This is a genomic window from Paludibacterium purpuratum (genome assembly GCF_004363805.1).
In the GTDB taxonomy this organism is placed as follows: Bacteria; Pseudomonadota; Gammaproteobacteria; order Burkholderiales; family Chromobacteriaceae; genus Paludibacterium; species Paludibacterium purpuratum.
Window position 1 is genome coordinate 192564 of the sequence record NZ_SNZP01000002.1, and the last position, 24331, is coordinate 216894.

Here is a 24331-nt window from a genome sequence, read left to right on the forward strand (position 1 = left end):
GCCTGCGCTTCCCATTCCCATGCCCGGCGCACGCCGGGCATTTTGCTGGAGAAAAACCGCGATGCTCTACCCGCTGTTGCGTCCGCTGCTATTCAAGCTCGACCCGGAAAAGGCGCATGAACTCACACTGCGCTCGCTCGACCTGACACACCGTCTGCACCTGATGCGACTGGCCACGCCGGCCACGATCGCGGCACCGGTCACGGCCATGGGCATCCAGTTCGCCAACCCCGTCGGCTTGGCCGCCGGGTTGGACAAGAACGGCGCCCACATCGACGCCCTATTCGACCTGGGCTTCGGCTTCATCGAAATCGGCACGGTCACCCCCCGCGCCCAGAGCGGCAACGACAAACCGCGCATGTTCCGCGTGGTCGAACATCAGGGCATCATCAACCGCATGGGATTCAACAATCTCGGCGTCGATGCGCTGGTCGAGAACGTCCGCCACCGCCGCAACCGGGGCGTGCTGGGCATCAACATCGGCAAGAACGCCGCCACGCCGATCGAGCGTGCGGCCGACGACTACCTTGCCTGCATGGACAAGGTGTATCAGCATGCGGACTACATCGCAGTCAACATCTCCTCGCCCAACACCAAAAACTTGCGCCAGCTGCAGCAGGGCGACGAACTGTCCTCGCTACTCAACGCATTGAAAACCCGCCAGCAGATGCTGGCCGACCGCCATGGACGCTACGTGCCGCTGGCGGTCAAGATCGCGCCAGACCTCGACGCGTCGCAGATCGCCCAGATAGCGCGCCAGTTGGTCGAGCATCGAATCGATGGCGTGATCGCCGGCAATACCACGCTGTCCCGCGAGGAAATCGCCGGTCATCGCCACGCCGCCGAGGCGGGCGGCCTGTCTGGCAAGCCGCTGACGGCTAGGTCGACCGCGCTGATCCAGCAATTAGCGATGGAACTCGACGGCGCTTTGCCTATCATAGGCGTAGGAGGTATTTTGTGCGGACGCGATGCCACAGATAAAATCGCCGCAGGCGCCACGCTGGTGCAACTGTATAGTGGACTGGTTTATCGCGGTCCCGAATTGGTCGCGGAGTCCGTTCGGGCGATCGCGACGCGCACTCACCCCTAGCTTGACTGAATTCGTTTAAAGGGAGTTTGAACATGAATAAAAAAGCAATGACCCTGGCGCTGAGCGCCCTGCTCAGCGCCGGCATGCTGACCGGCTGTGCCAGCGACTCGGCAACGGTCTACTCGCAAAACCAGATGCGCCAAGCGCAAACCGTGCAATTGGGTACCGTGATCTCGGTGCAGCGCGTCAAGCGCGAAGGCAACGATAACGGATTGCTGACCTTGGGCGGCGCGGCACTGGGCGGCTTGGCCGGCCACAATCTCGGCAACGGCAGCAACGCCAATGCCGCCGGCGCCATCGTCGGCGCACTGGCTGGCGGCTTCGGCGCCCAGGCGGCGCAGAAGAGCTTGGGCACCAAGGATGCGCTGCAAATCACCGTCAGGCTCGACAGCGGACGTCTGATTTCCATCGTGCAGGACATCGACGTCCAGCTAGTGCCCAAGCAGCGCGTACAAGTACTGTCCGGTGGCGGCACCGACCGCGTCACGCCGGCTAGCGAGTGATACGGTCCTGACCGCAGGACACCCCCACAGCAACAACGCCCCGGAATGGGGCGTTGTTGCTTCGTCACGGCCGCGTTGGATCGAAAGACACCCAGCGTCCGCCGCTTAGCCTCTCCAACGGACGGTAGCCCGATTTGTAGGCCATCTTGCGGCTTTCGCCGATCCAATAGCCAAGATACAGATGGCGCAAGCCCAACTGGCGCGCAAGATCGATTTGCCACAACACGTTGTAAACACCGTAGCTGGCATGCGCGTCGTCGGGTTCGTAATAGGTGTACACAGCCGACAAACCGTCGTCCAGGCGATCGATCAAACTGACCATCTTCAGCGTTTCGCCGTCGCGGAACTCGGCCAACCAACTCTCGACGCCGCTTTTCAGAATGAACTCCGCATACTGCGCCGGATCGTCCTCGGACATGCCGCCACCATGGTGGCGCGCCGCCTGGTAACGGCGGTAGAGCGCATAGTGTTCGGCGGAATACTTGAGCGGCAACAAACGCACCGACAGGTGGCCATGGCGCTTCCAAGCGCGGCGCTGGCTGCGGTCCGGCGCAAAATCGTGCACCAATACCCGAACCGGCACGCAGGATTGGCATAGATCGCAATACGGACGGTAGGTATGCAGTCCGCTACGACGAAAACCCAACTGCACCAGTTGGCTATAGACGCGGCGGTCGATGGACTCGGCGGGGATGGCCACCTGCGAACGCGCCTCGCGCCCCGGCAAGTAGCTGCAGGCATAGGGCGCGGTCGCGTAGAAATGAATGGCCACAAACTGGCCGGCGTCACGATGGCTCATTGCGGTAACGATAATCCCACAGGTTGATCGGCTGCGATCTGGCGATCTGCTCTTTCAGAGTAGCAAGAAACTCGTCGCGCGGGATCAAACCTGCACCTAGGCTTGCCAAGTGCGGGGTGTACATCTGGCAATCGATCATACCGCAACCATGCGCCGCCAAATGACGTACCAAGTGGACGAACGCCAGCTTCGACGCATCTCGGCAGCGGGAAAACATCGATTCGCCGAAGAACATGCCGCCAAGCGATACGCCATACAAACCGCCGACCAATTCGCCGTCGATCCAGGTCTCGCAGGAGTGGGCGTAACCCGCCTCATGCAACCGGCAATAGGCGTCGACCATCTCAGGCACGATCCAGGTACCGCGCTGATCGCGCCGAGGCGCGCCGCAGGCCTGCATCACCTGCCGGAAAGCCGTGTCGACGTGGATTTCATAACGGGTATTGCGCAAGGTCTTGACCAGCGAGCGGCTGACCTTGAGGCAATCGGGAAACAACACCATGCGCGGCGCCGGACTCCACCAAAGAATCGGCTCGTCCGGACCGTACCAGGGGAAAATACCTTGCGAGTAGGCGGCGAGAAGCCGGGAGATCGACAGATCGCCGCCAGCGGCCAGCAGGCCGGGCGGGTCGTCCAGCGCGGATTCAGACGGCGGGAAGACCGGCGCGCGCCCAAGCCAGGGAAGCATCAGCGCTCCTGCCCGGCTCCATGCTTGCCCAGGCACTCAGGGCATTCGCCATACATATACAGCGCGTGCTCCATGATGCGGAAGCCATGCTCGCCGGCGATCCGATCCTGCAGCGCCTCGATTTCAGGGTCGAAGAACTCGACCACACGGCCGCATTGCACGCATACCATGTGATCGTGGTGGCCGCCCTGGTTCAATTCGTATACCGCCTTGCCGGTTTCGAAATGGTGGCGCACCAGGATGCCGGCCTGTTCGAACTGGGTCAGCACGCGATAAATGGTGGCCAGGCCGATGTCGATATTTTCCGCCAACAAACGGCGATACACATCTTCCGCCGACATGTGGCGCAATCCGGTGGTCTCGAACAGATCCAGGATTTTCAGCCTGGGCCCGGTGGCTTTCAGCCCGATATCTTTGAGGTGACTGGCTTTGCTCATCGTGATATAAAGTGGCATCAGATTTGGGCCATCATAATGCCTTTTGGCTGGTTTGCCTAATTCATCCCGAATTTTTCGCTACTCGTTGTGGAGTCTCATGCGCGCCCTGACCCTCGTCGCCGTCATAGCCCTTTCAGGCTGCACCTATCTCAACCCCGCGAACTGGCACCCCTATCACATGGAAATCCAACAGGGGAACCTGATCACCCAGGACGATGTCGCCCGCCTGAAGCTCGGCATGACCCGCTCGCAGGTGCGTTTCGTGCTCGGCACGCCGCTGGTCGCCGACAGCTTCCACGCCAACCGTTGGGACTACAAATACCAGTTGTTCCAGAACGGCACGAAGGTCGCCGACAAGCTGTTGACGGTCACCTTCTCCGGCGACACGCTGAACAAGATCGACGGCGACGCCATGCCGCCTGAGGTGCCAGTCGTGCCGTTGAACGCTTCCGCGCCAGCCGCGGCGACCAAGCCATGAAGCCGCTCAACGTCGTGATCGTCGGCGCCGGCGGGCGCATGGGCAAAAGCCTGATCGAAACGGTACTCGACCAGCCACAAGCCTTCCGCCTGCATGCGGCGCTCGACCGGCCCGAATCGCCCGAACAAGGGCGCGATGCCGGACTGACGCTCGGCCGGGAGTGCGGCGTGGCCATCAGTCACGATGTCGCGGCGGCGCTCGAAGGCGCCGACGTACTGATCGACTTCACCCGCCCCGAGGCCACGCTGGATTATCTGCAAGCCTGCGTCGCGCACGGCGTCAACATGGTGATCGGCACCACCGGCTTCGACGCGGCGGGCAAGCACGCCATCGAACAGGCAGCCGAACGCGTCGGCATCGTCTTCGCCCCCAATTTCAGCGTCGGCGTCAACCTGACCTTCAAACTGCTCGATATCGCCGCCCGGGTGTTGTCCGAGGGCTACGACATCGAAATCGTCGAGGCCCATCACCGCCATAAGGTCGATGCGCCGTCCGGTACCGCGCTACGCATGGGCGAGGTGGTCGCCGACGCACTCGGACGCGATCTCGCGGCTTGCGCCGTCTACGGTCGCGAAGGCGTTACCGGCGCGCGCGATCCGTCCACCATCGGCTTCGCCACCCTGCGCGGCGGCGACATCGTCGGCGACCATACCGTGCTGTTCGCCGGTATCGGCGAACGTGTCGAGATCACCCACAAGGCATCCAGCCGCGCCACTTTCGCTCAGGGCGCCGTGCGTGCCGCCGGCTGGCTGGCACGACATCGCCACGGACTCTTCAGCATGCAGGACGTCCTGGATCTCCACTAAGCCGAGCTGTCAGATGCGCCTGTTCACGCTGGTTCTGCTACTGTCCGTCGCCATTGCGCTAACGGCAGGCGCCGCACTCGTCCTCGCCCCAGGCAGTCACCCGAGCGTCGGCTTGGCGCTGTTCGTTTCCCCAACCGAGGTGGAACGTCAACTCCTGTGGCAACTGCGCCTACCGCGCCAGGTTCTGTCTTTCTTCGCCGGCGCACTCTTGGCCTCAGCCGGCGGCGCCATCCAGGCTCGCTTCAGAAACTCCCTGGCCGAGCCGGGTCTGATCGGCATCAGCGGCGGCGCCGCGCTCTCCGCGGCGCTGGCACTGCAGTTCGGCCTGCCGGTTACCTGGGTGTCGCTGCTCGCCTTCGCCGGCGGTCTGGGCGCATTGGGCCTCACCTGCCTGATCAGCCGGCAGTCGGTCGACAACGATCGACTGATTCTCGCCGGCATCGCCGTCAATGCCATTTTCGGCAGCCTACTGACCTTACTGATCACAACCCTGCCCGATGGGTCGCTACGCACTATCACATTCTGGTTGATGGGCAGCTTCGCCAACGCCGACTGGCCGCAAGCGCGGTTGTTCCTGCTTGCGGCCCCTTGGCTTGTCTGGTTGCTGTTTCGCGAGTGGCGCCTGCTCAACCTCCTGCAGTTGGGGCCGGAGACGGCGTTCCACCAGGGCTTCGATCCGCGCCGCGGCGGCGCACGTGTGGTACTGTTCGCGGCCATGGCCGTCGCACTGGTGGTTTCCCACTGCGGCATGGTCGGCTTCATTGGCCTGATGGCACCCCATCTGGCGCGCCAACTGGTCGGTAGCCACGCGCGCCGCCTACAGATCGCCGCGCCACTGATCGGCGGCTGGTTGGCCCTACTGGCCGACTGGCTGGCCCAAAGCCTGCTGTACCCGGCAGAGCTGCCAGTCGGCGTCATCACCAGCCTCGCCGGCGCCCCCTTCTTCCTGTGGCTGCTGCGACAAAGCGGTCGACGGAGTCGTCATGCTTGAGGCCAGCCACCTGACGCTTCGGCACGATGGGCTCACCTTGCTCGACGACCTGTCGCTCACGGCCGCCTGTGGCGAACTCACCCTGATCATCGGGCCGAACGGTGCCGGCAAAAGCACACTGCTATCCCTGCTGTCCGGCCTGAGGATGCCGGCGAGCGGCCAAATCCGGCTATGCGGCCACGACCCGTATCGGCTGGGCGCCAGGGAGTTGGCGCGCCTGCGCGCCGTCGTCGAACAGGCACCCGGTTGGCAGCCGGGGTTCAGCGCGGCAGAGCTGGTCATGATGGGCGGCTACCTACCTGCCGGTCGCCAGGCCGATTGGCGCGATGCGATGCGGCTGATGCGCTGCGACGCACTTGCCGAGCGGCGCTTGGAAACGCTTTCAGGCGGCGAGCGCCAACGGGTTCACCTGGCACGGGCGCTACTACAACTGCTGTGCTCGGATGCGACTCAGCGCTTGCTGCTGCTCGACGAACCGACCGCCGCACTGGATTTCGGGCTGGCGGATGCCCTCATGGCACAACTGCGCGAACTCGCGCAAACCCATCGCATCGGTATCGTCGCGGTGGTACACGATTTGAATCTGGCCGGCCGCCATGCCGACCGGATACTACTGATGAAAAACGGCTGCGGTGCAGCCTTCGGCACACCGAGCGAGGTCATGCGCAAAGAGCGGCTGGAGGCCATCTACGGCGTCCGGCTAGCCGAGCTGATCAGCCAAGACGAACAACTGCGCGCTTTCGTTCCGCTCTCCGGAACCGACGAGCGCGATTAATACCACCCAATTCGAGGATTTCAATTGCGAACACGCCAACTCATCCGCTTGGGGCTGAGCCTTGGGCTTCTCCCCGTACTCGGGCAGGCCGCTTCGGTCGCAGATACAACCAAACTGATCGACCAATACGCCCGACAGTTGCAACAGGCCGGCCAGCCCGTCGGCCTCACCGTCGTGGTGGTCGATGGCAACCAGACCTGGCAACGCTATTTGGGCGAGACCCGCTACGGCAACCGTACACCGCCGCAGCCGGACACGCTGATCCGTATCGCCTCGATCAGTAAATTGTTTACCGGCGAAGTGCTGGTGACGCTGGCTGCCGAACGCCGGCTCACTCTCGACGACCCGCTACAAAAGTATGCACCGGCCGGTGTGGTCGTGCCGCAAGGCGGCAAGGGACAGATCATCCGCCTGGTCAACCTGGCGACCCACACCAGCGGTCTGCCGCGCGAAATGCCCGGCCAGCGGCCAGCCGATGCCCCGGTCTTCTCTTGGCCGACCGAAGGGCAGCGCTGGCAATGGATGGCGAACGGGCGCCTCAATGCCGTGCCGGGCTCGCGTGCGGCCTACTCGAACCTGGCCTTCGATTTTCTGGCCGACGCCTTGGCTCGCGCGGGCGGTAAGCCTTACCCGGTGCTGCTGCGAGAAAAGATCACCGCACCGCTGGGCATGACCAGCACCACCTTCTCGCCGACGGCTGCGCAATGCGCTCGGTTGATGCAAGGCATCGATGCCAGCCCTTGCACCGACTCCCAACCCGCCGACGGCAGCGGCGGCATCTATTCCACGCCGCACGACATGGCACTTTGGCTGCAGTCGCAGCTGCGTGCGAAGAGCATCGTGGCGCAACGCGCCCAGCAACTGGTTTATCGCCGCAAGGATTTGCGCGCCATCAACGGCATGGATCACGCCGGTCAGGCGGATGCTTTGGGACTCGGCTGGGTCTACATGGAAGCGCGCGACGGCCAACCGGCCATGCTGCAGAAAACCGGCGGCGGCGGCGGATTCCTGACCTATGTCGCCATCAACCCACAGCACCGGGTCGGCGTGTTTGTCGCCATGACTCGCAGTCGCCACGTGTCGCCGCGCGGCATGATCAACCAAGCCAATAAACTGGTTGCCGCACTATCCCAACAGCATTAAACGCCCTTATTCAGAATGCATGCCTAACCGGGTCCTGTGCGGCCCGGTATAACGACAAGGGCGTCATAATGAAAAAGGAACGTTAGCGGATGAAAATATTCAATGTTGCTATCGCCGGCTGGCCGGCGCGACATCGCCATGGCTGCTTCTGCAGGCTGGGCACCCTGAATCTATACTGACTGACCGACCTACGGGAGAGCCACATGCGCCGCTTTTACCTGCTGATCGTCAGTCTGCTCGTCATCTCGTCAAGCCAGGCCGCGCTGGCCGACGAAGCTCACCAACCACGCTGCGATGCACGGCAGCTGGACATTCGCCTATTGGCCGTACAAACCCCGGGCATGATGCATGAACGCTGGCTGTTCGGGGTCATCAATCGCGGCAAGCATCCTTGCTACCTGGCGGCGCAAGCGCCCTGGCTATCGGGCGAAGGCGCGGACGGCGTCGGTGGCTTCGCCGTGGCGCACCTAAAGCGGACCGATTGGCAGGCACTGCCGGCCAATGGAAATCGGCCGCTGATGGCGGCCGATAGAATTGTCTGGTTTTCGGTGGATCTGACGCATGCCGAAGCGCCCGACTTCGACCGCTTGCACATTCGCTTAGCGGGGCTGGGCCAGCGCACCTTCACGCTGCCGATGTCCGGCAATCGCAGTGAAATCCGGCGCATCTCGCCATTGGAGCAAGATGTCAGCCGCTGGCTCGGCGGCGTCGATAGCGTTTGCAGCGGCGATGCCGGTTGGCATGGCGCCAACTGGGCGGTCAATTTGAACCACACCGTCCACTGCGACTAGTGCCATGCCTCAGGCGATCTGAAACTCCTGCGGCAACGCCTTGGCTTCGAAGGTCTGGCAGACATGCCCCCCTTCGTCCACGCTCTCCAGCCGAACGTCGAAGCCCCACAGTCGCGCCACGTGCTTTAACACCTCCTCGGTGCTGCTTTCTTCCAGAGGGCGGCGCTGATACATGCTGTGGCGCAGGGTCAAACTGCGGTCGCCACGCACGTTGACCGACCAGACCTGGATGTTCGGTTCGCGCGAGCCCAGGTTGTACTGCTCGGACAACTTCTGCCGCACGGCTTGGTACCCCTCCTCGTCGTGGATCGAAGTGATTTCCAGCTTATCGTCCAGATCGTTGTCGCGAATGCTGAACAAGCGGAAATTACGGATCAAGTTCGGCGACATGTACTGCGAGATGAAGCTCTCGTCCTTGAAATTGCGCATGGCGAAGTCCAGCACCTCGCGCCAATCGTGGCCGGCGATATCCGGAAACCAGGCGCGATCCTCGTCGGAGGGCTGTTCGCAGATACGGCGGATATCCTGGAACATGGCAAAGCCGAGCGCATAGGGGTTGATGCCGCGGTACCACTTGGCGGTGACCGGCGGCTGGTAGATCACGTTGGTGTGCGATTGCAAGAACTCCAGCATCGCGCCATCGGTGACCAATCCCTTGTCGAACAGCCGATTCATGATGGTGTAGTGCCAAAACGTCGCCCACCCCTCGTTCATCACCTGGGTCTGACGTTGCGGATAGAAGTACTGCGCCACCTTGCGCACGATGCGCACGATTTCACGCTGCCACGGCTCCAACAACGGAGCCGATTTCTCGATGAAATACAGCAGGTTTTCCTGCGGCTCGACCGGGAACCGTTGACTCGCCTTGTCGCTGTCGTCGCGGTCGCGGCGCGGAATCGTGCGCCACAGGTCGTTGACCTGCATCTGCAGGTAATGCTCGCGTTCCTCCTGGCGCGCCTGCTCCTTGGCCAGCGAAAGCTTCTGAGGACGCTTGTAACGGTCGACGCCATAGCTCATCAGCGCATGGCACGAGTCGAGCAGACTCTCCACGGCATCGATACCGTAGCGCTCTTCGCAGCGGGCGATATAGCTCTTGGCGAAGACCAGGTAGTCGACGATGGCCGAGGCATCGGTCCAGGTTTTGAACAGGTAGTTGCACTTGAAGAACGAATTGTGGCCATAGGCGGCATGGGCGATCACCAGCGCCTGCATGGTCATCGAATTCTCTTCCATCAAGTAGGCGATGCAGGGATTCGAATTGATGACAATCTCGTAGGCGAGCCCCATCTGGCCGCGTTTGTAGCTTTTCTCGGTCGACACGAAGTGCTTGCCGAACGACCAGTGATGGTAATTGACCGGCATGCCCACCGACGAGTAGGCATCCATCATCTGCTCGGCGGTGATGACTTCCAACTGAACCGGATAGACATCCAGGCCGAATTCGCCCACGGCGATGGCGCGAATCTCGCGGTCGTATTCGTCAATCAGATCGAAGGTCCACTCTGAGCCAGTTGAAATCGGCGTCATGGCGCATCTCCTTCAGTGAGTGGCGGGTTGGCGCTTGAACAACTCGCGGAATACCGGATAGATATCCGCCGCGGTGTTGATCTTCTGCATGGCGAAGTGGCGGTTGCGCTCCTTGACGTTCAGGTATTCATACCACAGGTTCTGCGGCTCGCCGTCGGTGATCTCGATATAGGCGTAATACTGGCAATACGGCAACAGTTGCTCTTCCAGAATGCGCGCGCAATTGGCCGAATCGCTGTCCCAGTTGTCGCCGTCCGAAGCCTGTGCGGCGTAGATATTCCAATCGCTGGTCGAATAGCGTTTCTGAATCACCTCGCGCATCAGATTGAGCGCCGAAGACACCACGGTACCGCCCGACTCGCGCGAGTGGAAAAAGTCGTGCTCGTCGACCTCGACCGCACTGGTGTGGTGGCGGATGAACACCACCTCGATCTTTTCGTAATTGCGCTGCAGGAACATGTACAACAGGATGAAGAAGCGCTTGGCCATATCCTTCTTGGCCTCGTCCATGGAGCCCGACACATCCATCAGGCAGAACATCACCGCCTGGCTGGTCGGCGTCGGCAGCTTGACCCGGTTGTTGTAACGCAGATCGAACGGATCGATGAATGGAATGCTGGCCAGCCGCTCGCGTAGCGAATGGATCTTCGCGCGCCGTTCGCGCACCTCGACCGTCGCATCGTCGTCGGATTCGATCAGCGCATCGAGCTCTTCCTCTGCGTCGTTGAGCTGCGACAATGTCGGCGCCGCCATCGCCACACGCCGCGCCAGCGCACCGCGCAGAGAACGCACGATGCTGATGTTGGTCGGCGTGCCGTCGTTGGTATAGCCGGCGCGCACCGACTTGAGTTCTTCGATCCCCATGAGTTGGGTCTTGATCAGGTTCGGCAGCGCCAAGTCGTCGAAGAACACATTCATGAACTCCTCGTGCGACAGCTCGAAGGCAAAATCGTCCTCGCCGGAACCATCCTTGCTGGCACGACCGCCTCCGCCGCCCGCGCCGCCGCCTTGCGGCCGATCGATGCGGTCGCCGCGGATATAGTCTTCGTTGCCCGGGTGCACGTTCTCCCACACCCCTCCCTGGCCGTGGTGGAACTGGGGCTCGGAGATGTCCTTTACCGGAATCGACACCTTCTCGCCGCTATCGATATCGGTAATGCTGCGCCCCTTGATGGCGCGCGACACGGCCTCCTTGATTTGCGCCTTGAAACGGCGCAGGAATCGCTCGCGGTTGACCGCGGACTTGTTCTTGCCGTTGAGACGACGATCGATGAGATGAGCCATGGCGACCTCGCTTGGGGCGCCCGCCACGGGCGCCCCGCTTCAGGGTGGTGGGAGCCGTTGTGCCTTCATGAGGACTTGCGCACGCGCAAATACCATTCGCACAACAGCCGCACCTGCTTGGCGGTATACCCCTTCTCGACCATGCGATTGACAAAATCCTCGTGCTTCTTGGCGTCCTCGGCACTGGCCTTGGCGTTGAACGAAATGACCGGCAAGAGCTCCTCGGTGTTGGAGAACATCTTCTTCTCGATCACCGTGCGCAGTTTCTCGTAACTGGTCCAAGTCGGATTTTTGCCGCCATTGCTCGCCCGGGCACGCAACACGAAGTTGACGATCTCGTTGCGGAAATCCTTCGGATTGGAAATCCCCGCCGGCTTCTCGATCTTTTCCAGTTCGGCATTGAGCGAGTTTCGATCGAAAATTTCGCCGGTATCCTGGTCGCGATATTCCTGATCCTGAATCCAGTAGTCGGCGAAGGTCACATAACGGTCGAAGATGTTCTGCCCATACTCCGAATAGCTTTCCAGGTACGCGGTCTGAATCTCCTTGCCGATGAACTCGACGTATTTCGGCGCCATGTACTCCTTGATGAACGACATGTAGCGCTGCTCGGTCTCGGCCGGGAACTGCTCGCGTTCGACCTGCTGCTCCAGCACGTACAGCAAGTGCACCGGATTGGCCGCCACTTCGGAATGATCGAAGTTGAACACCTTGGACAGAATCTTGTAGGCGAAGCGCGTCGACAGCCCGCTCATGCCCTCGTCCACGCCGGCGAAATCCCGGTACTCCTGCAACGACTTGGCCTTCGGATCGGTGTCTTTCAGATTATCGCCGTCATACACCTGCATCTTGCTGTAGATGCTGGAATTCTCCGGCTCTTTCAATCTCGAGAGCACCGCGAACTGCGCCATCATCTTCAGCGTGCCCGGGGCGCACGGCGCGCGGCCCAGCGACGAATTGACGATCAATTTGTCGTAAATGCGGATCTCGTCCTTCACGCGCAGGCAGTAAGGCACCTTGACGATGTAAATCCGGTCGAGGAAAGCCTCGTTGTTCTTGTTGTTGCGGAACTGTTTCCATTCGGACTCGTTCGAGTGCGCGAGGATGATGCCGTCGAATGGAATGGCGCCGAAGCCCTCGGTGCCCTTGAAGTTGCCTTCCTGCGTCGCGGTCAAGAGCGGATGCAGCACCTTGATCGGCGCCTTGAACATTTCCACGAATTCCAACAAGCCCTGGTTGGCCAGGCACAGCCCGCCGGAGTAGCTATAGGCATCCGGGTCGTCCTGGGCATATTTCTCCAACTTGCGGATATCCACTTTGCCGACCAGCGACGAGATGTCCTGGTTGTTCTCGTCGCCGGGCTCGGTCTTGGCCACCGCGATCTGGCGCAGCACCGACGGATAGCGTTTGACCACGCGGAACTGGCCGATGTCGCCGTTGAACTCATGCAGCCGCTTGACCGCCCACGGGCTGGGAATCGGTTTCAGATAACGGCGCGGGATATCGTACTGTTCCTCCAGAATCGGGCCGTCCTCATCGTAATTGAACAGACCGAGCGGCGACTCGTTGACCGGCGAGCCCTTCAGGCAATAGAACGGCACCAGTTCGGTCAGCTCCTTCAGCTTTTCCGCGATCGACGATTTGCCGCCGCCCACCGGTCCCAGTAGATAGAGGATCTGTTTCTTTTCTTCCAGCCCCTGCGCGGCATGGCGGAAATAGGCCACCACTTGCTCGATGACCTCTTCCATACCGTAAAAATCGCGGAAGGCCGGATAGACCTTGATGATTTTGTTGCTGAAAATACGTGACAGGCGCGAATCGTGGCGGGTGTCGACCAGTTCGGGTTCTCCGATCGCCATCAACATGCGTTCCGAGGCCGTGGCATAGGCCGCGGGGTCACGCTTGCACAATTCGAGATATTCCTGGATGGTGAACTCTTCTTCGCGTGTCCGATCATAGCGCGTCGCGTACTGACTGAAGATATCCGGGTGCATGGCTCTCTCCTGGCAAATTGCAGGGAAACGCAGGACTGCTCATTCGCACCCGGCGCCCCTTGCACAATTTAGAGTGACTGCAGCAAATTCCGTTCTGTTTTTTTAGGGTATAGCACAATGACAGGCTGGTGACGCAAGCCGGAAAGCCCGATAAATCCGTCTTTTCAGACGACAAGTGTCGCGACGGCAGGAAAAATACTGAAGAAACAAAAACAAACGGCAACAAAAAAAATCGTCAACGGCGCGTGAGAATCTTCGCGCCGATCTCGTACAACCGGTGCCGCTCCAACTCGTTGCAACGACGCACCTCCACTTCGGCTTCGAACGGCCGGCCGGGCACGCTGCCCACCGCCGGCGTCAACACCAGCACCATCAGATGCTCGCCGTACTGCGGCACATAGGAAGTATGCAGTGCAATACCGTCGACCGAAATATCGGCACACTCGCCATAGTGGGTTTCACCGGTATGCAAGGACTTGATGCGTGCCTTGCAGCGCATCGAGACGCGGCGCGAGCCGCGTCGATTGTGATAGGAATCAAACGGCACCGGGCATTCTCCCTTCAAGATGAGCCTGCAGCCAATACAGGCCGACCAGACTCTTGCTGTCGCAGATTGCTCCGTTCAAGGTGCGGGCGATCACCTCGGCCAAAGGGAGGGTCACCACTTCGAGAAACTCGCCATGATCGAGTTGACGCGCCGACTGGGTCAGCCCGCGCGCCAGGAAATAATGAATCTGCTCGTCCGCATAGCCGATACATGGATGCGCCGTGCCGAGAAAAGTCCACTCGCTGGCGGAATAGCCGGTCTCCTCCCAGAGCTCCCGCTGCGCGCAGGCTTCGCGCGTTTCGTCCGGATCGAGCTTGCCGGCCGGAATCTCCAAGAACTCACGCCCGGCCGGGTAACGGTATTGCCGCTCCATCACCAACTGCCGGTCGTCGGTCAGCGCCAACACCGCCACCGCCCCGGGATGACGGATATATTCGCGCCACCCCTCGCTACCATCCGGCAGTTGAATCCGATCGCGTCGCACCTTGAGGAAGCCCCCCTCGAACACCAGTTGCGAATCAATCGTCTTCTCGGTCAAATCCACGGCAACCCTTTCAAACCACGAAGAAAAACCAGCAGGGACAAACGAGGCTCATTGTACCGAGGCCAGCCGCCGGAAAACACAAAATATTGAGTCCATTCTAGTACATGATCTCCAGATGTGCCGAAACCCTGCATACAAGACGGCCCGCACTCAGTGCAAAAATACAACGCCACCCGCATGCACGCCCCCCTCCCCAATGTCATATAACACTTGTCAAAGCGGACGAAATAAATTAAACAAACGTTTGAATCAATTTGGCGCGCAAAAAGAGCGATGAAGCCGCGCGCCCAACCACAGCCAGACCTGGAGAAACCGATGCCTGCCTATCACGCCCCGCTGCGCGATTTTGACTTTGTATTAAACGAATTGTTCAACGTACAGCAGACCCTGAAGACCCTGCCGGGCTACGAAGACATGGACAGCGAAACACTGGCCTCCTACCTGGAAGCCGCGGCCACCTTCTGCGAGAACGAGCTGCAGCCGCTCAATCGCCTGGGCGACGAACAGGGCTGCCAGTTCGATCCGACCGACCACAGCGTCACCACTCCGGAAGGCTTCGCCGCCGCTTATCGCCAATATTGCGAACTCGGCTTCCCGGCGCTCGACTGCGACCCGCAGTATGGCGGCCTCGGCATGCCCAAGATCCTCGCCTTCCCGGCCATGGAAATGCTCTGCTCATCCAACGTCGCCTGGTCGATGTACCCCGGCCTGTCGCATGGCGCCTACGCCGCTATTCACGCTCACGGCACTGCCGAGCAGAAAAACCACTACCTGCCGAAGTTGGTCGACGGCAGCTACACCGGCACCATGTGCCTGACCGAGCCGCATTGCGGCACCGACCTGGGGCTACTCAAGACCAAGGCGGAACCCAACGGCGACGGTAGTTTCGCCATTACCGGCACCAAGATCTTCATCTCGGCGGGCGAGCACGATATGGCCGACAACATCGTCCATCTGGTGCTGGCACGCCTGCCGGACGCGCCCAAGGATGTAAAGGGCATCTCGCTGTTCATCGTGCCTAAGTACCATGACGACGGCAGCCGCAACGAAGTATTCTGCGGCAGCCTGGAGCACAAAATGGGCATCCGCGCCAATGCCACCGCCGTGCTCAACTTCGAGGGCGCCCGCGGCTACCTGCTGGGCGAGCCCAACAAGGGCCTCTCCTGTATGTTCACCATGATGAACGCCGCGCGCCTGGGCTGCGGCATGCAGGGCCTGGGATTGGGCGAAGCCTCCTATCAGGGTGCACTGGCCTACGCCAAGGAGCGGCTGCAGATGCGCGCGCTCAACGGTGCCAAGGCGCCGGATAAAGCCGCCGACCCGATCATCGTGCATCCGGACGTGCGCCGCATGCTGCTGAGCCAAAAAGCCTATACCGAAGCCGGTCGCGCGCTGACCACCTTCCTGGCGCTACAGTTGGACATCGAGGAAAAGCACCCCGATGCCGAAGCACGCAAAACCGCAGCCGACCTGGTGGCACTGTTGACGCCGGTCGCCAAGGCCTTCATGACCGACAACGGCTTTGCCGGCACCAATATGGGTATGCAAGTGCTCGGCGGTCACGGCTACATCCGCGAATGGGGTATGGAACAATTGGTGCGCGACTGCCGCATCGCCCAGATCTACGAAGGCACCAACGGCATCCAGGCACTGGATCTCTTGGCGCGCAAAGTGCTGGCCGATCAAGGTCAGAAGCTGCGCCAGTTCTCCAGTCTGATCCAGCAGTTCTGCAAAGAGGCGCAAGCGCGCGCCGAGCTGGCCGAATTCGTCGGCCCGTTGACGCAGTTGATGAAGGATGTCGGCGAGGTCAGCGTCAAGATCGGCATGGCCGCCATGCAGGACAAGGACGAAGTCGGCGCCGCCGCCACCGACTATCTGCGGCTGATCGGCCATCTGACCTATGCTTGGCTATGGGCGCGCATGGCCGCCGTCTCGCTGGATCATGAAGACGACTTCCACAAAGGCAAGATCGCCACCGCCCGCTTCTACTTCGCTAAGCTGCTGCCGGAAACCCAGGGATTGTTGGCTCAGTTGAAGAACGGCGCCAAGCCGCTGATGAAGGATGCGGATCTGGCACTGCTGTAAGATCGTGCGTTGCTTCGCGAACGCACGCTACGCGTGGCGAACAATAAAAAACCCCGCCATTTTGGCGGGGTTTTTTATTGTCGGGGAATCAGTCGTCCTTACCGCAGCAAGCCTTGTACTTCTTGCCGCTGCCGCACGGGCAGGGATCGTTGCGGCCAACCTTGTCGCCTTCGCGCCGTACCGTGGACGGCGCATTGGCCTTGGCATGCCAATAGCTGAACACCGACTGTACGGCGTCCGGCAACTGCTCCTTGAAATCGTCCAGCTCCTCGGGACTGAAATCCACCAAGTCGTCGCCATCGTCCTCTTCGAACATGCCGCCCAACGCCATGACCGGCAGCAAGAGCTCTTCGAAGCCTTCGTCGTCGGCCTTGTCGAACCAGTCGGTCGGCACGCTGTCGAGCGCATACAGATAGGCATTGCACCATGGCCAGTAGTCCGCCTCGTCCGACTCCTCCTCGGCATACAGGATCAGGTCTAGCGGTTCGCCCGCAGCGAGCGCGTCGCCGGTGGCGCGGTACAGCTTCTCAAGCAGGGCCAGCAGCTCGACCTTGTCGGCCTCGCTGGCGAAATCCGGCGCATCGCCCAACACCTCGGACCACCAGAACGAAGTCTGGATCTCGTCCGGCCCGCTGGTCAGCGCGGCGAAGAAACCCTGCACCTCGTCCGGGCGCATGGTGCTGCCCGCGGCGGACAAGGGATTGAGCAGATGTTCCAAGCGGGACAAGTCTTTGTCGTCGAATACGGTTGCGCTCATGATGCGTCCTCTTGAAGGGTTGGGGCGAATTGTAGCCAATAACCGCGCCAAGCGCGTCACATTCGTTAAAATTCTTTTTGTCGCCGAACCACGGCGTCGTCCGGATTGCAAAATTTGCGCTTTGCCGCCCATTAATTAAGATAAAACGCTACAATCGCGACCTCGGGGGGAACAAGAAGAAACATCATGGAACAAGACACCTACAGCATTTCCGAACTGGCTCGCGACCTAGACGTCACCGCGCGCACTATCCGCTTCTACGAAGAGCAAGGGCTGATCGAACCGGAACGCCGCGGTCTGCAGCGCATCTTCAACCGGCGCGACCGGGCTCGGCTGAAGCTGATCTTGCGCGGCAAACGCATCGGCTTGTCCCTGGCCGAAATCCACGAGATCCTCGACCTCTACCAACGCGCCCGCGACGAGGCGCAGCAATCGCATCTGCTGTTGCAGCTCCTGGCCGAACGCCGCCAGCAACTGGAACGGCAACGCCAGGACATCGACGAAGTACTGAAGGAAATCGACACCCTCTCGGCGCACTGCCGCGAAGTGATCGCCAAGCTCTAAACCGCCCTCCCATTACGGCGTTTTCCTCGTCTCATTATTGACGTTTACGTAAACGTAATGGATGATAAAAAAAACACCACGGGAGAAGCCAGATGGATCAACAGAGCCTGGACATGCTGCGCGACAGCGTGCGCCACTTCGCCGCACAAGAAATCGCGCCGCGCGCCGCCGATATCGACAAGCACAACCTCTTTCCGCCCGATCTGTGGCGCAAACTGGGCGATATGGGCCTCTTGGGCATCACGGTCGGCGAAGCGTATGGCGGTAGCGACATGGGCTATCTGGCGCAAATCGTCGCCATGGAGGAGATCAGCCGTGCCTCGGCCTCGGTCGGCCTTTCCTACGGCGCGCATGCCAACCTATGCGTCAACCAGATTTTCCGTAACGGCAGCGAAGCGCAAAAACGGCACTTTCTGCCCAAGCTCATCAACGGCGAGCACATCGGCGCCTTGGCCATGTCCGAGCCCAACGCCGGCTCCGACGTCGTCAGCATGCAGCTCAAGGCGCGCGAGGATGGCGATCATTTCGTCCTCAACGGCGCCAAGATGTGGATCACCAATGGCGGCGACGCCGACGTCCTGGTGATCTACGCCAAAACCAGCGAGCGCGACATCACCGCCTTCCTGGTAGAAAAGGATATGCCGGGTTTTTCCGCCGGCAGCAAGCTCGACAAGCTCGGTATGCGCGGCTCGAACACCTACCCGCTGTACTTCGACGATTGCCGCGTGCCGCGCGCCAATGTACTGGGCGAAGTGGGCCAAGGCGTCAAGGTGCTGATGAGCGGCCTCGACTACGAGCGCGCGGTACTGGCCGCAGGTCCGGTCGGCATCATGCAGGCCTGCCTCGATCTGGCCCTACCCTACCTGAAGGAACGCAAGCAGTTCGGTCGCGCGATCGGTGACTTCCAACTCATGCAAGGCAAACTGGCGGATATGTATGTCGCCCTATCCGCCACCCGCGCCTATGTCTACTCGGTGGGCCAAGCACTCGATGCCGGACGCGAAGGCAGGGTCGTGCGCAAGGACGCCGCCGGCGCCATTCTGTTCGCCGCGGAAAAAGCCACGCAGATGGCGTTGGAGACCATCCAGTGCCTGGGCGGCAACGGCTATATCAACGACTTCCCGGCAGGTCGGTTGCTACGCGATGCCAAGTTGTACGAGATCGGCGCCGGCACGAGCGAAATCCGCCGCTGGCTGATCGGCCGGGAATTGATGGCGGAACAAGACTGACGGAGCGCGATATGTCGATTCTCGAAACCCTGCTCGCGCCGCAGTCGGCCGACTTTCAAGCCAATGCCCAAGCCATGCGCCTCTTGGTCGACGACTTGCGTGCAACGCTCGCCCAGGTCGCCCAAGGCGGCGGGCACGCGGCGGCGGCCAAACACGTTGCGCGCGGCAAGATGCTGGTACGCGAACGCATCGATCATCTGCTGGACGTCGATTCGCCGTTTCTGGAGCTGTCGCCCTTGGCGGCATGGGGCATGTACCGCAACGAAGCGCCGGCGGCCGGCATGGTCTGCGGCATCGGCCGGGTCAGCGGCGTGGAGTGCATGATCGTGGCCAACGACGCCACGGTCAAAGGCGGCACCTATTATCCGATGACGGTCAAAAAGCACCTGCGTGCGCAGGAGATCGCGCTGGAGAACCGGCTACCCTGCCTCTACCTGGTCGATTCCGGCGGCGCTTTCCTGCCCTTGCAGGACGAGGTGTTTCCAGACCGCGACCACTTCGGCCGCATCTTCTATAACCAGGCCAATCTATCGGCCGCCGGCATCAGCCAGATCGCCGTGGTGATGGGATCCTGCACCGCCGGCGGCGCCTACGTGCCGGCCATGAGCGACGAAACCATCATCGTTCGCGAGCAAGGCACCATCTTCCTGGGCGGCCCGCCGCTGGTACGCGCCGCCACCGGCGAAATCGTCAGCGCGGAGGAACTGGGCGGTGCCGACGTGCATACCCGGCAATCCGGCGTTGCCGATCATCTGGCGGAAAACGACGGCCACGCCCTGGCGCTGGCGCGGCGAGCGGTCGCCGGGCTCAACTGGCGCAAGCAGGGGGTACTCGACCGCATCGCGCCGCGCGCACCGCGCCGGCCGGTCGACGAACTCTACGGCGTCATTCCCTGCGACAGCAAAAAACCGTTCGATGTGCGCGAGATCATTCTGCGCTTGGTCGACGATTCCGATTTCGACGAATTCAAGCAGAACTACGGCACCACCCTGGTCACCGGCTTCGCCCGCCTCGACGGCTACCGCGTCGGCATCATCGCCAATAACGGGATCTTGTTCTCCGAATCGGCGCTCAAAGGAACGCACTTCATCGAACTATGCTGCCAACGCGGCATCCCGCTGATCTTCCTGCAGAACATCACCGGCTTCATGGTCGGGCGCAAAGTGGAGAACGCCGGCATCGCCCGCGATGGCGCCAAATTGGTCAACGCCGTTGCCTGCGCGCGCGTGCCCAAGTTCACCGTACTGATCGGCGGCAGCTTCGGCGCCGGCAACTACGGCATGTGCGGTCGCGCCTTCGGTCCACGCTTTTTGTGGATGTGGCCCAACAGCCGCATCTCGGTCATGGGCGGCGAACAGGCTGCGGGGGTTCTGGCACAAGTCAAACGCGATCAGTTGGGCGACAACTGGTCCGATGAGGAGGAAGCCGCCTTCAAAGCGCCGATTCGCGAGCAATACGAGAAGCAGGGCCACCCCTACTATGCCAGCGCCCGCTTGTGGGACGACGGCGTCATCGACCCGGCGCAAACGCGCGACGTCCTGGCGTTGGCCCTGTCGGCCAGTCTGAACGCCGGCATCGACGACACGCGCTTTGGCGTCTTCCGCATGTGAGAACCAACATGAGCGACACCCTGACCTTGGAAGTAAATGGCGACCAGGCCTGGATCTGGCTGGCACGGCCGGAGGTGCACAATGCCTTCAACCCGCAACTGATCCACGAACTCACCGAAACCTTGACCGCGCTGCAGGCGCGCGTCGATGTGCGCGTCATCGTCTTGGCATCGCGCGGCAAGAGCTTTTGCGCCGGTGCCGACCTCAACTGGATGCAAGCCGCCGGCGAGCTGGACGACGTTGCCAACCTGGCCGATGCCCAACGCCTAGCCCAGCTGTTCCGCACGCTGTACCGCTCGGCCAAACCGGTGATCGCACGCATCCAGGGCGCGGCGCTTGGCGGCGGCATGGGTTTGGTGGCGGCCTGCGATATCGCCGTCTGCACCCCGGCGGCACGCTTCGCGCTCTCCGAAGTGCGTCTCGGACTGATCCCCGCGGTCATCGGCCCCTATGTGGCCGAGGCCATCGGCCTGCGTCAGACACGACGCTACACGCTGACCGCAGAAACCATCGACGCTGCCCACGCGCTCAAGCTCGGCCTGGTACACGAGATGGTCGACGACAGCGAGCTGGACGCCTGTGTCGCCCAGCTCGCCGGCCACATCGCGCGCGGCGGCCCGCATGCGCTCGATCAGGCCAAAGCATTGCTGCGCGCGCTGGCCGGCGGACCGGGCGACGATGCGGTGCTGGATGACTGCGCACGGCGCATTGCCCAACTGCGACAAGGGCCAGAAGCACACGAGGGCCTGAGCGCCTTTCTCGATAAACGCGCGCCCCATTGGCAAGGAGGCCAGGCATGTTCCGAAAAATCCTGATCGCCAACCGTGGCGAAATTGCCTGCCGCGTGATCAAGAGCGCGCGCGAAATGGGTATCGCCACCGTGGCGGTGCATGTCGCGGCCGACGCCGCCGCGCCGTTCGTACAACAGGCGGATGAGGCATGGCGGCTCGCCTCCGACAGTTATCTGGACATCGACGGTATCCTGGCCATCGCACAGACCAGCGGCGCCGATGCCATCCATCCCGGCTACGGCTTTTTATCGGAAAACGCCGGCTTCGCGCGCGCTTGCAACGCAGCCGGCATCGTCTTCATCGGTCCGCACGAAATGGCGCTGGCCACCATGGGCTCCAAGTCGGCGGCCAAGGCACTACTCGGCGAGCGCGGCATTCCGCTCGTCCCCGGTTACCACGGCGACGACCAGAACCCGGTACGGCTGGCCGCCGAGGCCGATCGGATCGGCTACCCGGTATTGATCAAAGCCAGTGCCGGCGGCGGCGGCAAAGGCATGCGCATCGTCACGCACGGCGAGGCGTTCACCGCGCAACTTGCCGCCTGCCAGCGCGAAGCCGCTGCCAGCTTCGGCGACGACCGGGTGCTGATCGAGAAATACCTGCAAGCGCCGCGCCATATCGAAATCCAAGTGTTCGCCGACAGCCACGGCCAGTGCGTCTACCTGTTCGAGCGCGATTGCTCGGTACAACGCCGCCACCAGAAAGTCCTGGAAGAAGCCCCTGCCCCCGGCCTGTCGGCCGACATGCGCCGTGCCATGGGCGAGACCGCCTGCCTCGTCGCACGCGCGGTCGATTACCTGGGTGCCGGTACGGTCGAATTCATCGTCGATGGCGACAGCGGCGCCTACTACTTCATGGAAATGAACACCCGGCTGCAAGTCGAGCATCCGGTCACAGAGATGGTCACAGGCCAAGATCTGGTGGCTTGGCAGATTCGCGTCGCACAAGGCGAAGCGCTGCCGCTGACGCAAGCACAACTGATGCTGCGCGGCCATGCCATCGAGGCACGGCTGTATGCCGAAGATCCACAGTCGGGCTTCTTGCCTTCTTGCGGAAAACTGACCCACCTGCGCCCCCCCACGCCATGCGACTGGTTGCGCATCGACAGCGGCGTAGCTTGCGGCGACACCATCACGCCGCTGTTCGACCCGATGCTGGCCAAGCTGATCGTCTGGGGCTCGACCCGCGACGAAGCATTGGCGCGTATGGCGCGCGCGTTGGCCGACTACCAAGTTGCCGGCGTCACCACCAACTTCAGCTTCCTGCGCAAGATCATTACCCATCCGGCATTTTCTAGCGGTATAGTGGACACGGGTTTCATCGAGCGCCATCAAGCGGAACTCTTGCCGCCCGTCGCCGTGCCAGCACCGCCGGCACTGGCGCTACTGGCCTTGGCGGACACGCTGGCCGCGCAGCGCAACGACGACAGTCCATGGGGCGGCTCACTACCCGGTTGGCGGCTCGCAGGCGGTATGGCACGCCACCGCTGGCAATACCGCAGCTGCGAGGAAACGCTGACCGTGACCGTATGCCGCCAAGGCGGTGAATGCCGCATCGAGGTCGGCGACCGAACCTGGCGTATCGAAGAGGCCCAATGGCGCGACCCGCAACTGACGGCTCGCCTCGACGGCCGGCGCTTTGCCGCCACAGTGCTGCGCCGCGCACGCAGCCGCACGCTGTTCTGGCAAGGCGAAACCCTGGTGCTGGAGCACGTCGACCCGCTGGCGGACAACATGGCGCATCATCACAGCGCCGGTCACCTGCGTGCGCCAATGCCGGGCCGCGTGGTGGCGCTATGCGCCGATATCGGCGCCAGCGTGAAAAAGGGCGAGGCGCTGCTGATCATGGAGGCGATGAAAATGGAACACACGCTGTTCGCCCCGGCAGACGGCCAGGTCAGCGCTTACTACTTCGAACCCGGCGCACAGGTCGAAGAAGGCGTCGACTTGTTGGATTTCGAGGCACAGGACTGAATACGATGAGCGACCTGGTCAGAATTGTCGAAGTCGGCCCGCGCGATGGCCTGCAAAACGAAGCGCGCAGGCTGTCGGTCGAGCAGCGAGTGGACTTGATCGGCCGCCTGGCCGCGGCCGGCCTCTCCGAGATCGAAGCCGGCGCCATGGTGTCGCCGAAGCGCGTGCCGCAGATGGCCGAATCGGATGCCGTGCTGGCGCGCCTGGCGCACGATGGCCGGCACCGTTACCCGGTGCTGGTTCCCAACCTCCAGGGGCTGGATACCGCACTTGCGGCCGGCGCGCGCGACATCGCCGTCTTCGGCGCGGCCAGCGAAACCTTCAGTCAACGCAATATCCAGTGCAGCATCGCCGAGAGCCTGCGGCACTTCGAAGCGGTGGTCGAGCAGGCCCGCGCGCACGGCATCCGCGTGCGCGGCTATGTCTCCTGCGTCGCCGGCTGCCCATACGAAGGCGCCATTGCGCCGGGCAAGGTGGCCGACGTGGCACACGCGCTCTACCTGATGGGCTGCGAGGAGATCTCGCTGGGCGATACCATCGGCGTCGGTACGCCAGGGAGCATCTTGGCCATGCTGGACGCCGTCGACCGCCGCGTGCCGATGCGGCTCGTCGCCGGCCACTACCACGATACTCGCGGCATGGCGCTAGCCAATATTTATGCTTCGCTCGAAGCCGGCGTGCGTTGTTTCGATGCCTCGATCGGCGGTTTAGGCGGCTGTCCCTACGCCGATGGCGCCTCGGGCAATGTCGCCACCGAAGAGGTGGCCTACTTACTGGCCGGGCTGGGCTATCAGACCGGCATCGACCTCGAAGCGCTCGCACGAACCGCCTGGTGGATCAGCGGACTGTTGGGTGGCGAACCGCGCAGCAAACTTGCGCTGGCCATGAAAAAGCACAACGAGGACGCCGCGGTCTAAAACGCGCC

At 62.0% G+C, this 24331-nt stretch carries 24 protein-coding genes; 15 read left to right on the forward strand and 9 right to left on the reverse strand.

The window, feature by feature from the left end; all coding sequences use genetic code 11:
* The first annotated feature begins 61 nt into the window (after nt 1-61).
* Nucleotides 62-1090, forward strand: a complete 1029-nt coding sequence (locus tag DFP86_RS02860) for a quinone-dependent dihydroorotate dehydrogenase (RefSeq protein WP_133678499.1) — start codon at nt 62-64, stop codon at nt 1088-1090.
* Between the two features lie 32 nt (nt 1091-1122).
* Nucleotides 1123-1593, forward strand: coding sequence for an outer membrane lipoprotein (locus tag DFP86_RS02865; RefSeq protein ID WP_133678500.1), 471 nt, complete (start codon nt 1123-1125; stop codon nt 1591-1593).
* A gap of 64 nt (nt 1594-1657) precedes the next feature.
* Here DFP86_RS02865 and DFP86_RS02870 read toward each other — a convergent pair whose 3' ends face one another.
* The 3 genes from DFP86_RS02870 to fur are packed head-to-tail and all read right to left on the reverse strand — an operon-like array spanning nt 1658 to nt 3517.
* The gene (locus tag DFP86_RS02870; protein WP_133678501.1) at nt 1658-2392 is read right to left on the reverse strand and encodes an arginyltransferase; all 735 of its coding nucleotides are present in this window, start codon (nt 2390-2392) and stop codon (nt 1658-1660) included.
* On the reverse strand, nt 2379-3080 hold the full coding sequence (gene aat, locus DFP86_RS02875; RefSeq protein ID WP_133678502.1) for a leucyl/phenylalanyl-tRNA--protein transferase: 702 nt from the start codon (nt 3078-3080) through the stop codon (nt 2379-2381). Before aat ends, DFP86_RS02870 begins: the two co-directional genes overlap by 14 nt.
* Nucleotides 3080-3517 carry a ferric iron uptake transcriptional regulator gene (fur, locus tag DFP86_RS02880; RefSeq protein WP_133678503.1) on the reverse strand — a complete coding sequence of 146 codons (438 nt, stop codon included), beginning with the start codon at nt 3515-3517 and terminating at the stop codon, nt 3080-3082. Before fur ends, aat begins: the two co-directional genes overlap by 1 nt.
* Before the next feature lie 97 nt (nt 3518-3614).
* Between fur and DFP86_RS02885 the strand changes: the two genes are divergently transcribed.
* The 6 genes from DFP86_RS02885 (at nt 3615) to DFP86_RS02910 (ending at nt 8501) form a co-directional block, all read left to right on the forward strand.
* Nucleotides 3615-3995, forward strand: a complete 381-nt coding sequence (locus DFP86_RS02885) for an outer membrane protein assembly factor BamE (RefSeq protein WP_133678504.1) — start codon at nt 3615-3617, stop codon at nt 3993-3995.
* Nucleotides 3992-4801, forward strand: coding sequence for a 4-hydroxy-tetrahydrodipicolinate reductase (dapB, locus tag DFP86_RS02890; RefSeq protein ID WP_133678505.1), 810 nt, complete (start codon nt 3992-3994; stop codon nt 4799-4801). Before DFP86_RS02885 ends, dapB begins: the two co-directional genes overlap by 4 nt.
* A gap of 13 nt (nt 4802-4814) precedes the next feature.
* On the forward strand, nt 4815-5792 hold the full coding sequence (locus tag DFP86_RS02895) for a FecCD family ABC transporter permease (protein WP_133678506.1): 978 nt from the start codon (nt 4815-4817) through the stop codon (nt 5790-5792).
* A complete protein-coding gene (locus DFP86_RS02900) occupies nt 5785-6567 on the forward strand; it encodes an ABC transporter ATP-binding protein (protein ID WP_133678507.1) in 783 nt (260 codons plus the stop codon). Before DFP86_RS02895 ends, DFP86_RS02900 begins: the two co-directional genes overlap by 8 nt.
* A gap of 24 nt (nt 6568-6591) precedes the next feature.
* Nucleotides 6592-7710 (forward strand): D-alanyl-D-alanine-carboxypeptidase/endopeptidase AmpH, encoded by a 1119-nt coding sequence (gene ampH / locus DFP86_RS02905; RefSeq protein ID WP_208108199.1) that lies wholly within the window; start codon nt 6592-6594, stop codon nt 7708-7710.
* Between the two features lie 203 nt (nt 7711-7913).
* On the forward strand, nt 7914-8501 hold the full coding sequence (locus DFP86_RS02910) for a hypothetical protein (RefSeq protein ID WP_133678509.1): 588 nt from the start codon (nt 7914-7916) through the stop codon (nt 8499-8501).
* Between the two features lie 9 nt (nt 8502-8510).
* Here the strand turns inward: DFP86_RS02910 and DFP86_RS02915 are convergent, their stop codons facing one another.
* The 5 genes from DFP86_RS02915 to DFP86_RS02935 all read right to left on the reverse strand — a co-directional run bounded on the left by DFP86_RS02915 (nt 8511) and on the right by DFP86_RS02935 (nt 14397).
* The gene (locus DFP86_RS02915) at nt 8511-10028 is read right to left on the reverse strand and encodes a SpoVR family protein (protein WP_133678510.1); all 1518 of its coding nucleotides are present in this window, start codon (nt 10026-10028) and stop codon (nt 8511-8513) included.
* Nucleotides 10029-10040: 12 nt separating this feature from the next.
* On the reverse strand, nt 10041-11312 hold the full coding sequence (locus DFP86_RS02920; protein WP_133678511.1) for a YeaH/YhbH family protein: 1272 nt from the start codon (nt 11310-11312) through the stop codon (nt 10041-10043).
* A 65-nt stretch (nt 11313-11377) separates the two neighbouring features.
* On the reverse strand, nt 11378-13306 hold the full coding sequence (locus tag DFP86_RS02925; RefSeq protein WP_133678512.1) for a PrkA family serine protein kinase: 1929 nt from the start codon (nt 13304-13306) through the stop codon (nt 11378-11380).
* Nucleotides 13307-13541: 235 nt separating this feature from the next.
* On the reverse strand, nt 13542-13853 hold the full coding sequence (locus tag DFP86_RS02930) for a PilZ domain-containing protein (protein ID WP_243729288.1): 312 nt from the start codon (nt 13851-13853) through the stop codon (nt 13542-13544).
* A complete protein-coding gene (locus DFP86_RS02935) occupies nt 13843-14397 on the reverse strand; it encodes an NUDIX domain-containing protein (RefSeq protein ID WP_133678513.1) in 555 nt (184 codons plus the stop codon). The genes DFP86_RS02930 and DFP86_RS02935 overlap by 11 nt, the downstream gene beginning before the upstream one ends.
* A 315-nt stretch (nt 14398-14712) precedes the next feature.
* On the opposite strand from DFP86_RS02935, the gene DFP86_RS02940 reads away from it, so the two are divergent.
* Nucleotides 14713-16482 (forward strand): acyl-CoA dehydrogenase C-terminal domain-containing protein, encoded by a 1770-nt coding sequence (locus tag DFP86_RS02940; RefSeq protein ID WP_133678514.1) that lies wholly within the window; start codon nt 14713-14715, stop codon nt 16480-16482.
* Between the two features lie 88 nt (nt 16483-16570).
* On the opposite strand, the gene DFP86_RS02945 is transcribed toward DFP86_RS02940, so the two are convergent.
* Nucleotides 16571-17239 (reverse strand): YecA family protein, encoded by a 669-nt coding sequence (locus DFP86_RS02945; RefSeq protein ID WP_133678515.1) that lies wholly within the window; start codon nt 17237-17239, stop codon nt 16571-16573.
* Between the two features lie 186 nt (nt 17240-17425).
* Here DFP86_RS02945 and DFP86_RS02950 point away from each other — a divergent pair, with 186 nt between their 5' ends.
* The 6 genes from DFP86_RS02950 to DFP86_RS02975 all read left to right on the forward strand — a co-directional run bounded on the left by DFP86_RS02950 (nt 17426) and on the right by DFP86_RS02975 (nt 24323).
* Nucleotides 17426-17803, forward strand: a complete 378-nt coding sequence (locus tag DFP86_RS02950; RefSeq protein WP_243729289.1) for a MerR family transcriptional regulator — start codon at nt 17426-17428, stop codon at nt 17801-17803.
* Between the two features lie 92 nt (nt 17804-17895).
* On the forward strand, nt 17896-19032 hold the full coding sequence (locus tag DFP86_RS02955; RefSeq protein ID WP_133678517.1) for an isovaleryl-CoA dehydrogenase: 1137 nt from the start codon (nt 17896-17898) through the stop codon (nt 19030-19032).
* Between the two features lie 11 nt (nt 19033-19043).
* A complete protein-coding gene (locus DFP86_RS02960; RefSeq protein WP_133678518.1) occupies nt 19044-20642 on the forward strand; it encodes a carboxyl transferase domain-containing protein in 1599 nt (532 codons plus the stop codon).
* 8 nt (nt 20643-20650) lie between these two features.
* Nucleotides 20651-21457: an enoyl-CoA hydratase/isomerase family protein gene (locus DFP86_RS02965; protein ID WP_133678519.1), complete on the forward strand. Its 807-nt coding sequence runs from the start codon at nt 20651-20653 to the stop codon at nt 21455-21457.
* Complete coding sequence (locus DFP86_RS02970; RefSeq protein WP_133678520.1) at nt 21439-23406, forward strand: ATP-binding protein; 1968 nt, start codon at nt 21439-21441, stop codon at nt 23404-23406. The genes DFP86_RS02965 and DFP86_RS02970 overlap by 19 nt, the downstream gene beginning before the upstream one ends.
* 5 nt (nt 23407-23411) lie before the next feature.
* Nucleotides 23412-24323: a hydroxymethylglutaryl-CoA lyase gene (locus tag DFP86_RS02975; protein WP_133678521.1), complete on the forward strand. Its 912-nt coding sequence runs from the start codon at nt 23412-23414 to the stop codon at nt 24321-24323.
* The last annotated feature ends 8 nt before the right edge of the window (nt 24324-24331 follow it).

Bases quoted from the DNA above. Each gene is read 5' to 3' on its own strand.
- DFP86_RS02860 (WP_133678499.1), top strand. From the start codon at position 62: ATGCTCTACCCGCTGTTGCGTCCGCTGCTATTCAAGCTCGACCCGGAA.
- DFP86_RS02865 (WP_133678500.1), top strand. From the start codon at position 1,123: ATGAATAAAAAAGCAATGACCCTGGCGCTGAGCGCCCTGCTCAGCGCC.
- DFP86_RS02870 (WP_133678501.1), bottom strand. From the start codon at position 2,392: ATGAGCCATCGTGACGCCGGCCAGTTTGTGGCCATTCATTTCTACGCG.
- aat (WP_133678502.1), bottom strand. From the start codon at position 3,080: ATGCTTCCCTGGCTTGGGCGCGCGCCGGTCTTCCCGCCGTCTGAATCC.
- fur (WP_133678503.1), bottom strand. From the start codon at position 3,517: ATGAGCAAAGCCAGTCACCTCAAAGATATCGGGCTGAAAGCCACCGGG.
- DFP86_RS02885 (WP_133678504.1), top strand. From the start codon at position 3,615: ATGCGCGCCCTGACCCTCGTCGCCGTCATAGCCCTTTCAGGCTGCACC.
- dapB (WP_133678505.1), top strand. From the start codon at position 3,992: ATGAAGCCGCTCAACGTCGTGATCGTCGGCGCCGGCGGGCGCATGGGC.
- DFP86_RS02895 (WP_133678506.1), top strand. From the start codon at position 4,815: ATGCGCCTGTTCACGCTGGTTCTGCTACTGTCCGTCGCCATTGCGCTA.
- DFP86_RS02900 (WP_133678507.1), top strand. From the start codon at position 5,785: ATGCTTGAGGCCAGCCACCTGACGCTTCGGCACGATGGGCTCACCTTG.
- DFP86_RS02910 (WP_133678509.1), top strand. From the start codon at position 7,914: ATGCGCCGCTTTTACCTGCTGATCGTCAGTCTGCTCGTCATCTCGTCA.
- DFP86_RS02915 (WP_133678510.1), bottom strand. From the start codon at position 10,028: ATGACGCCGATTTCAACTGGCTCAGAGTGGACCTTCGATCTGATTGAC.
- DFP86_RS02920 (WP_133678511.1), bottom strand. From the start codon at position 11,312: ATGGCTCATCTCATCGATCGTCGTCTCAACGGCAAGAACAAGTCCGCG.
- DFP86_RS02925 (WP_133678512.1), bottom strand. From the start codon at position 13,306: ATGCACCCGGATATCTTCAGTCAGTACGCGACGCGCTATGATCGGACA.
- DFP86_RS02940 (WP_133678514.1), top strand. From the start codon at position 14,713: ATGCCTGCCTATCACGCCCCGCTGCGCGATTTTGACTTTGTATTAAAC.
- DFP86_RS02945 (WP_133678515.1), bottom strand. From the start codon at position 17,239: ATGAGCGCAACCGTATTCGACGACAAAGACTTGTCCCGCTTGGAACAT.
- DFP86_RS02950 (WP_243729289.1), top strand. From the start codon at position 17,426: ATGGAACAAGACACCTACAGCATTTCCGAACTGGCTCGCGACCTAGAC.
- DFP86_RS02955 (WP_133678517.1), top strand. From the start codon at position 17,896: ATGGATCAACAGAGCCTGGACATGCTGCGCGACAGCGTGCGCCACTTC.
- DFP86_RS02960 (WP_133678518.1), top strand. From the start codon at position 19,044: ATGTCGATTCTCGAAACCCTGCTCGCGCCGCAGTCGGCCGACTTTCAA.
- DFP86_RS02965 (WP_133678519.1), top strand. From the start codon at position 20,651: ATGAGCGACACCCTGACCTTGGAAGTAAATGGCGACCAGGCCTGGATC.
- DFP86_RS02970 (WP_133678520.1), top strand. From the start codon at position 21,439: ATGTTCCGAAAAATCCTGATCGCCAACCGTGGCGAAATTGCCTGCCGC.
- DFP86_RS02975 (WP_133678521.1), top strand. From the start codon at position 23,412: ATGAGCGACCTGGTCAGAATTGTCGAAGTCGGCCCGCGCGATGGCCTG.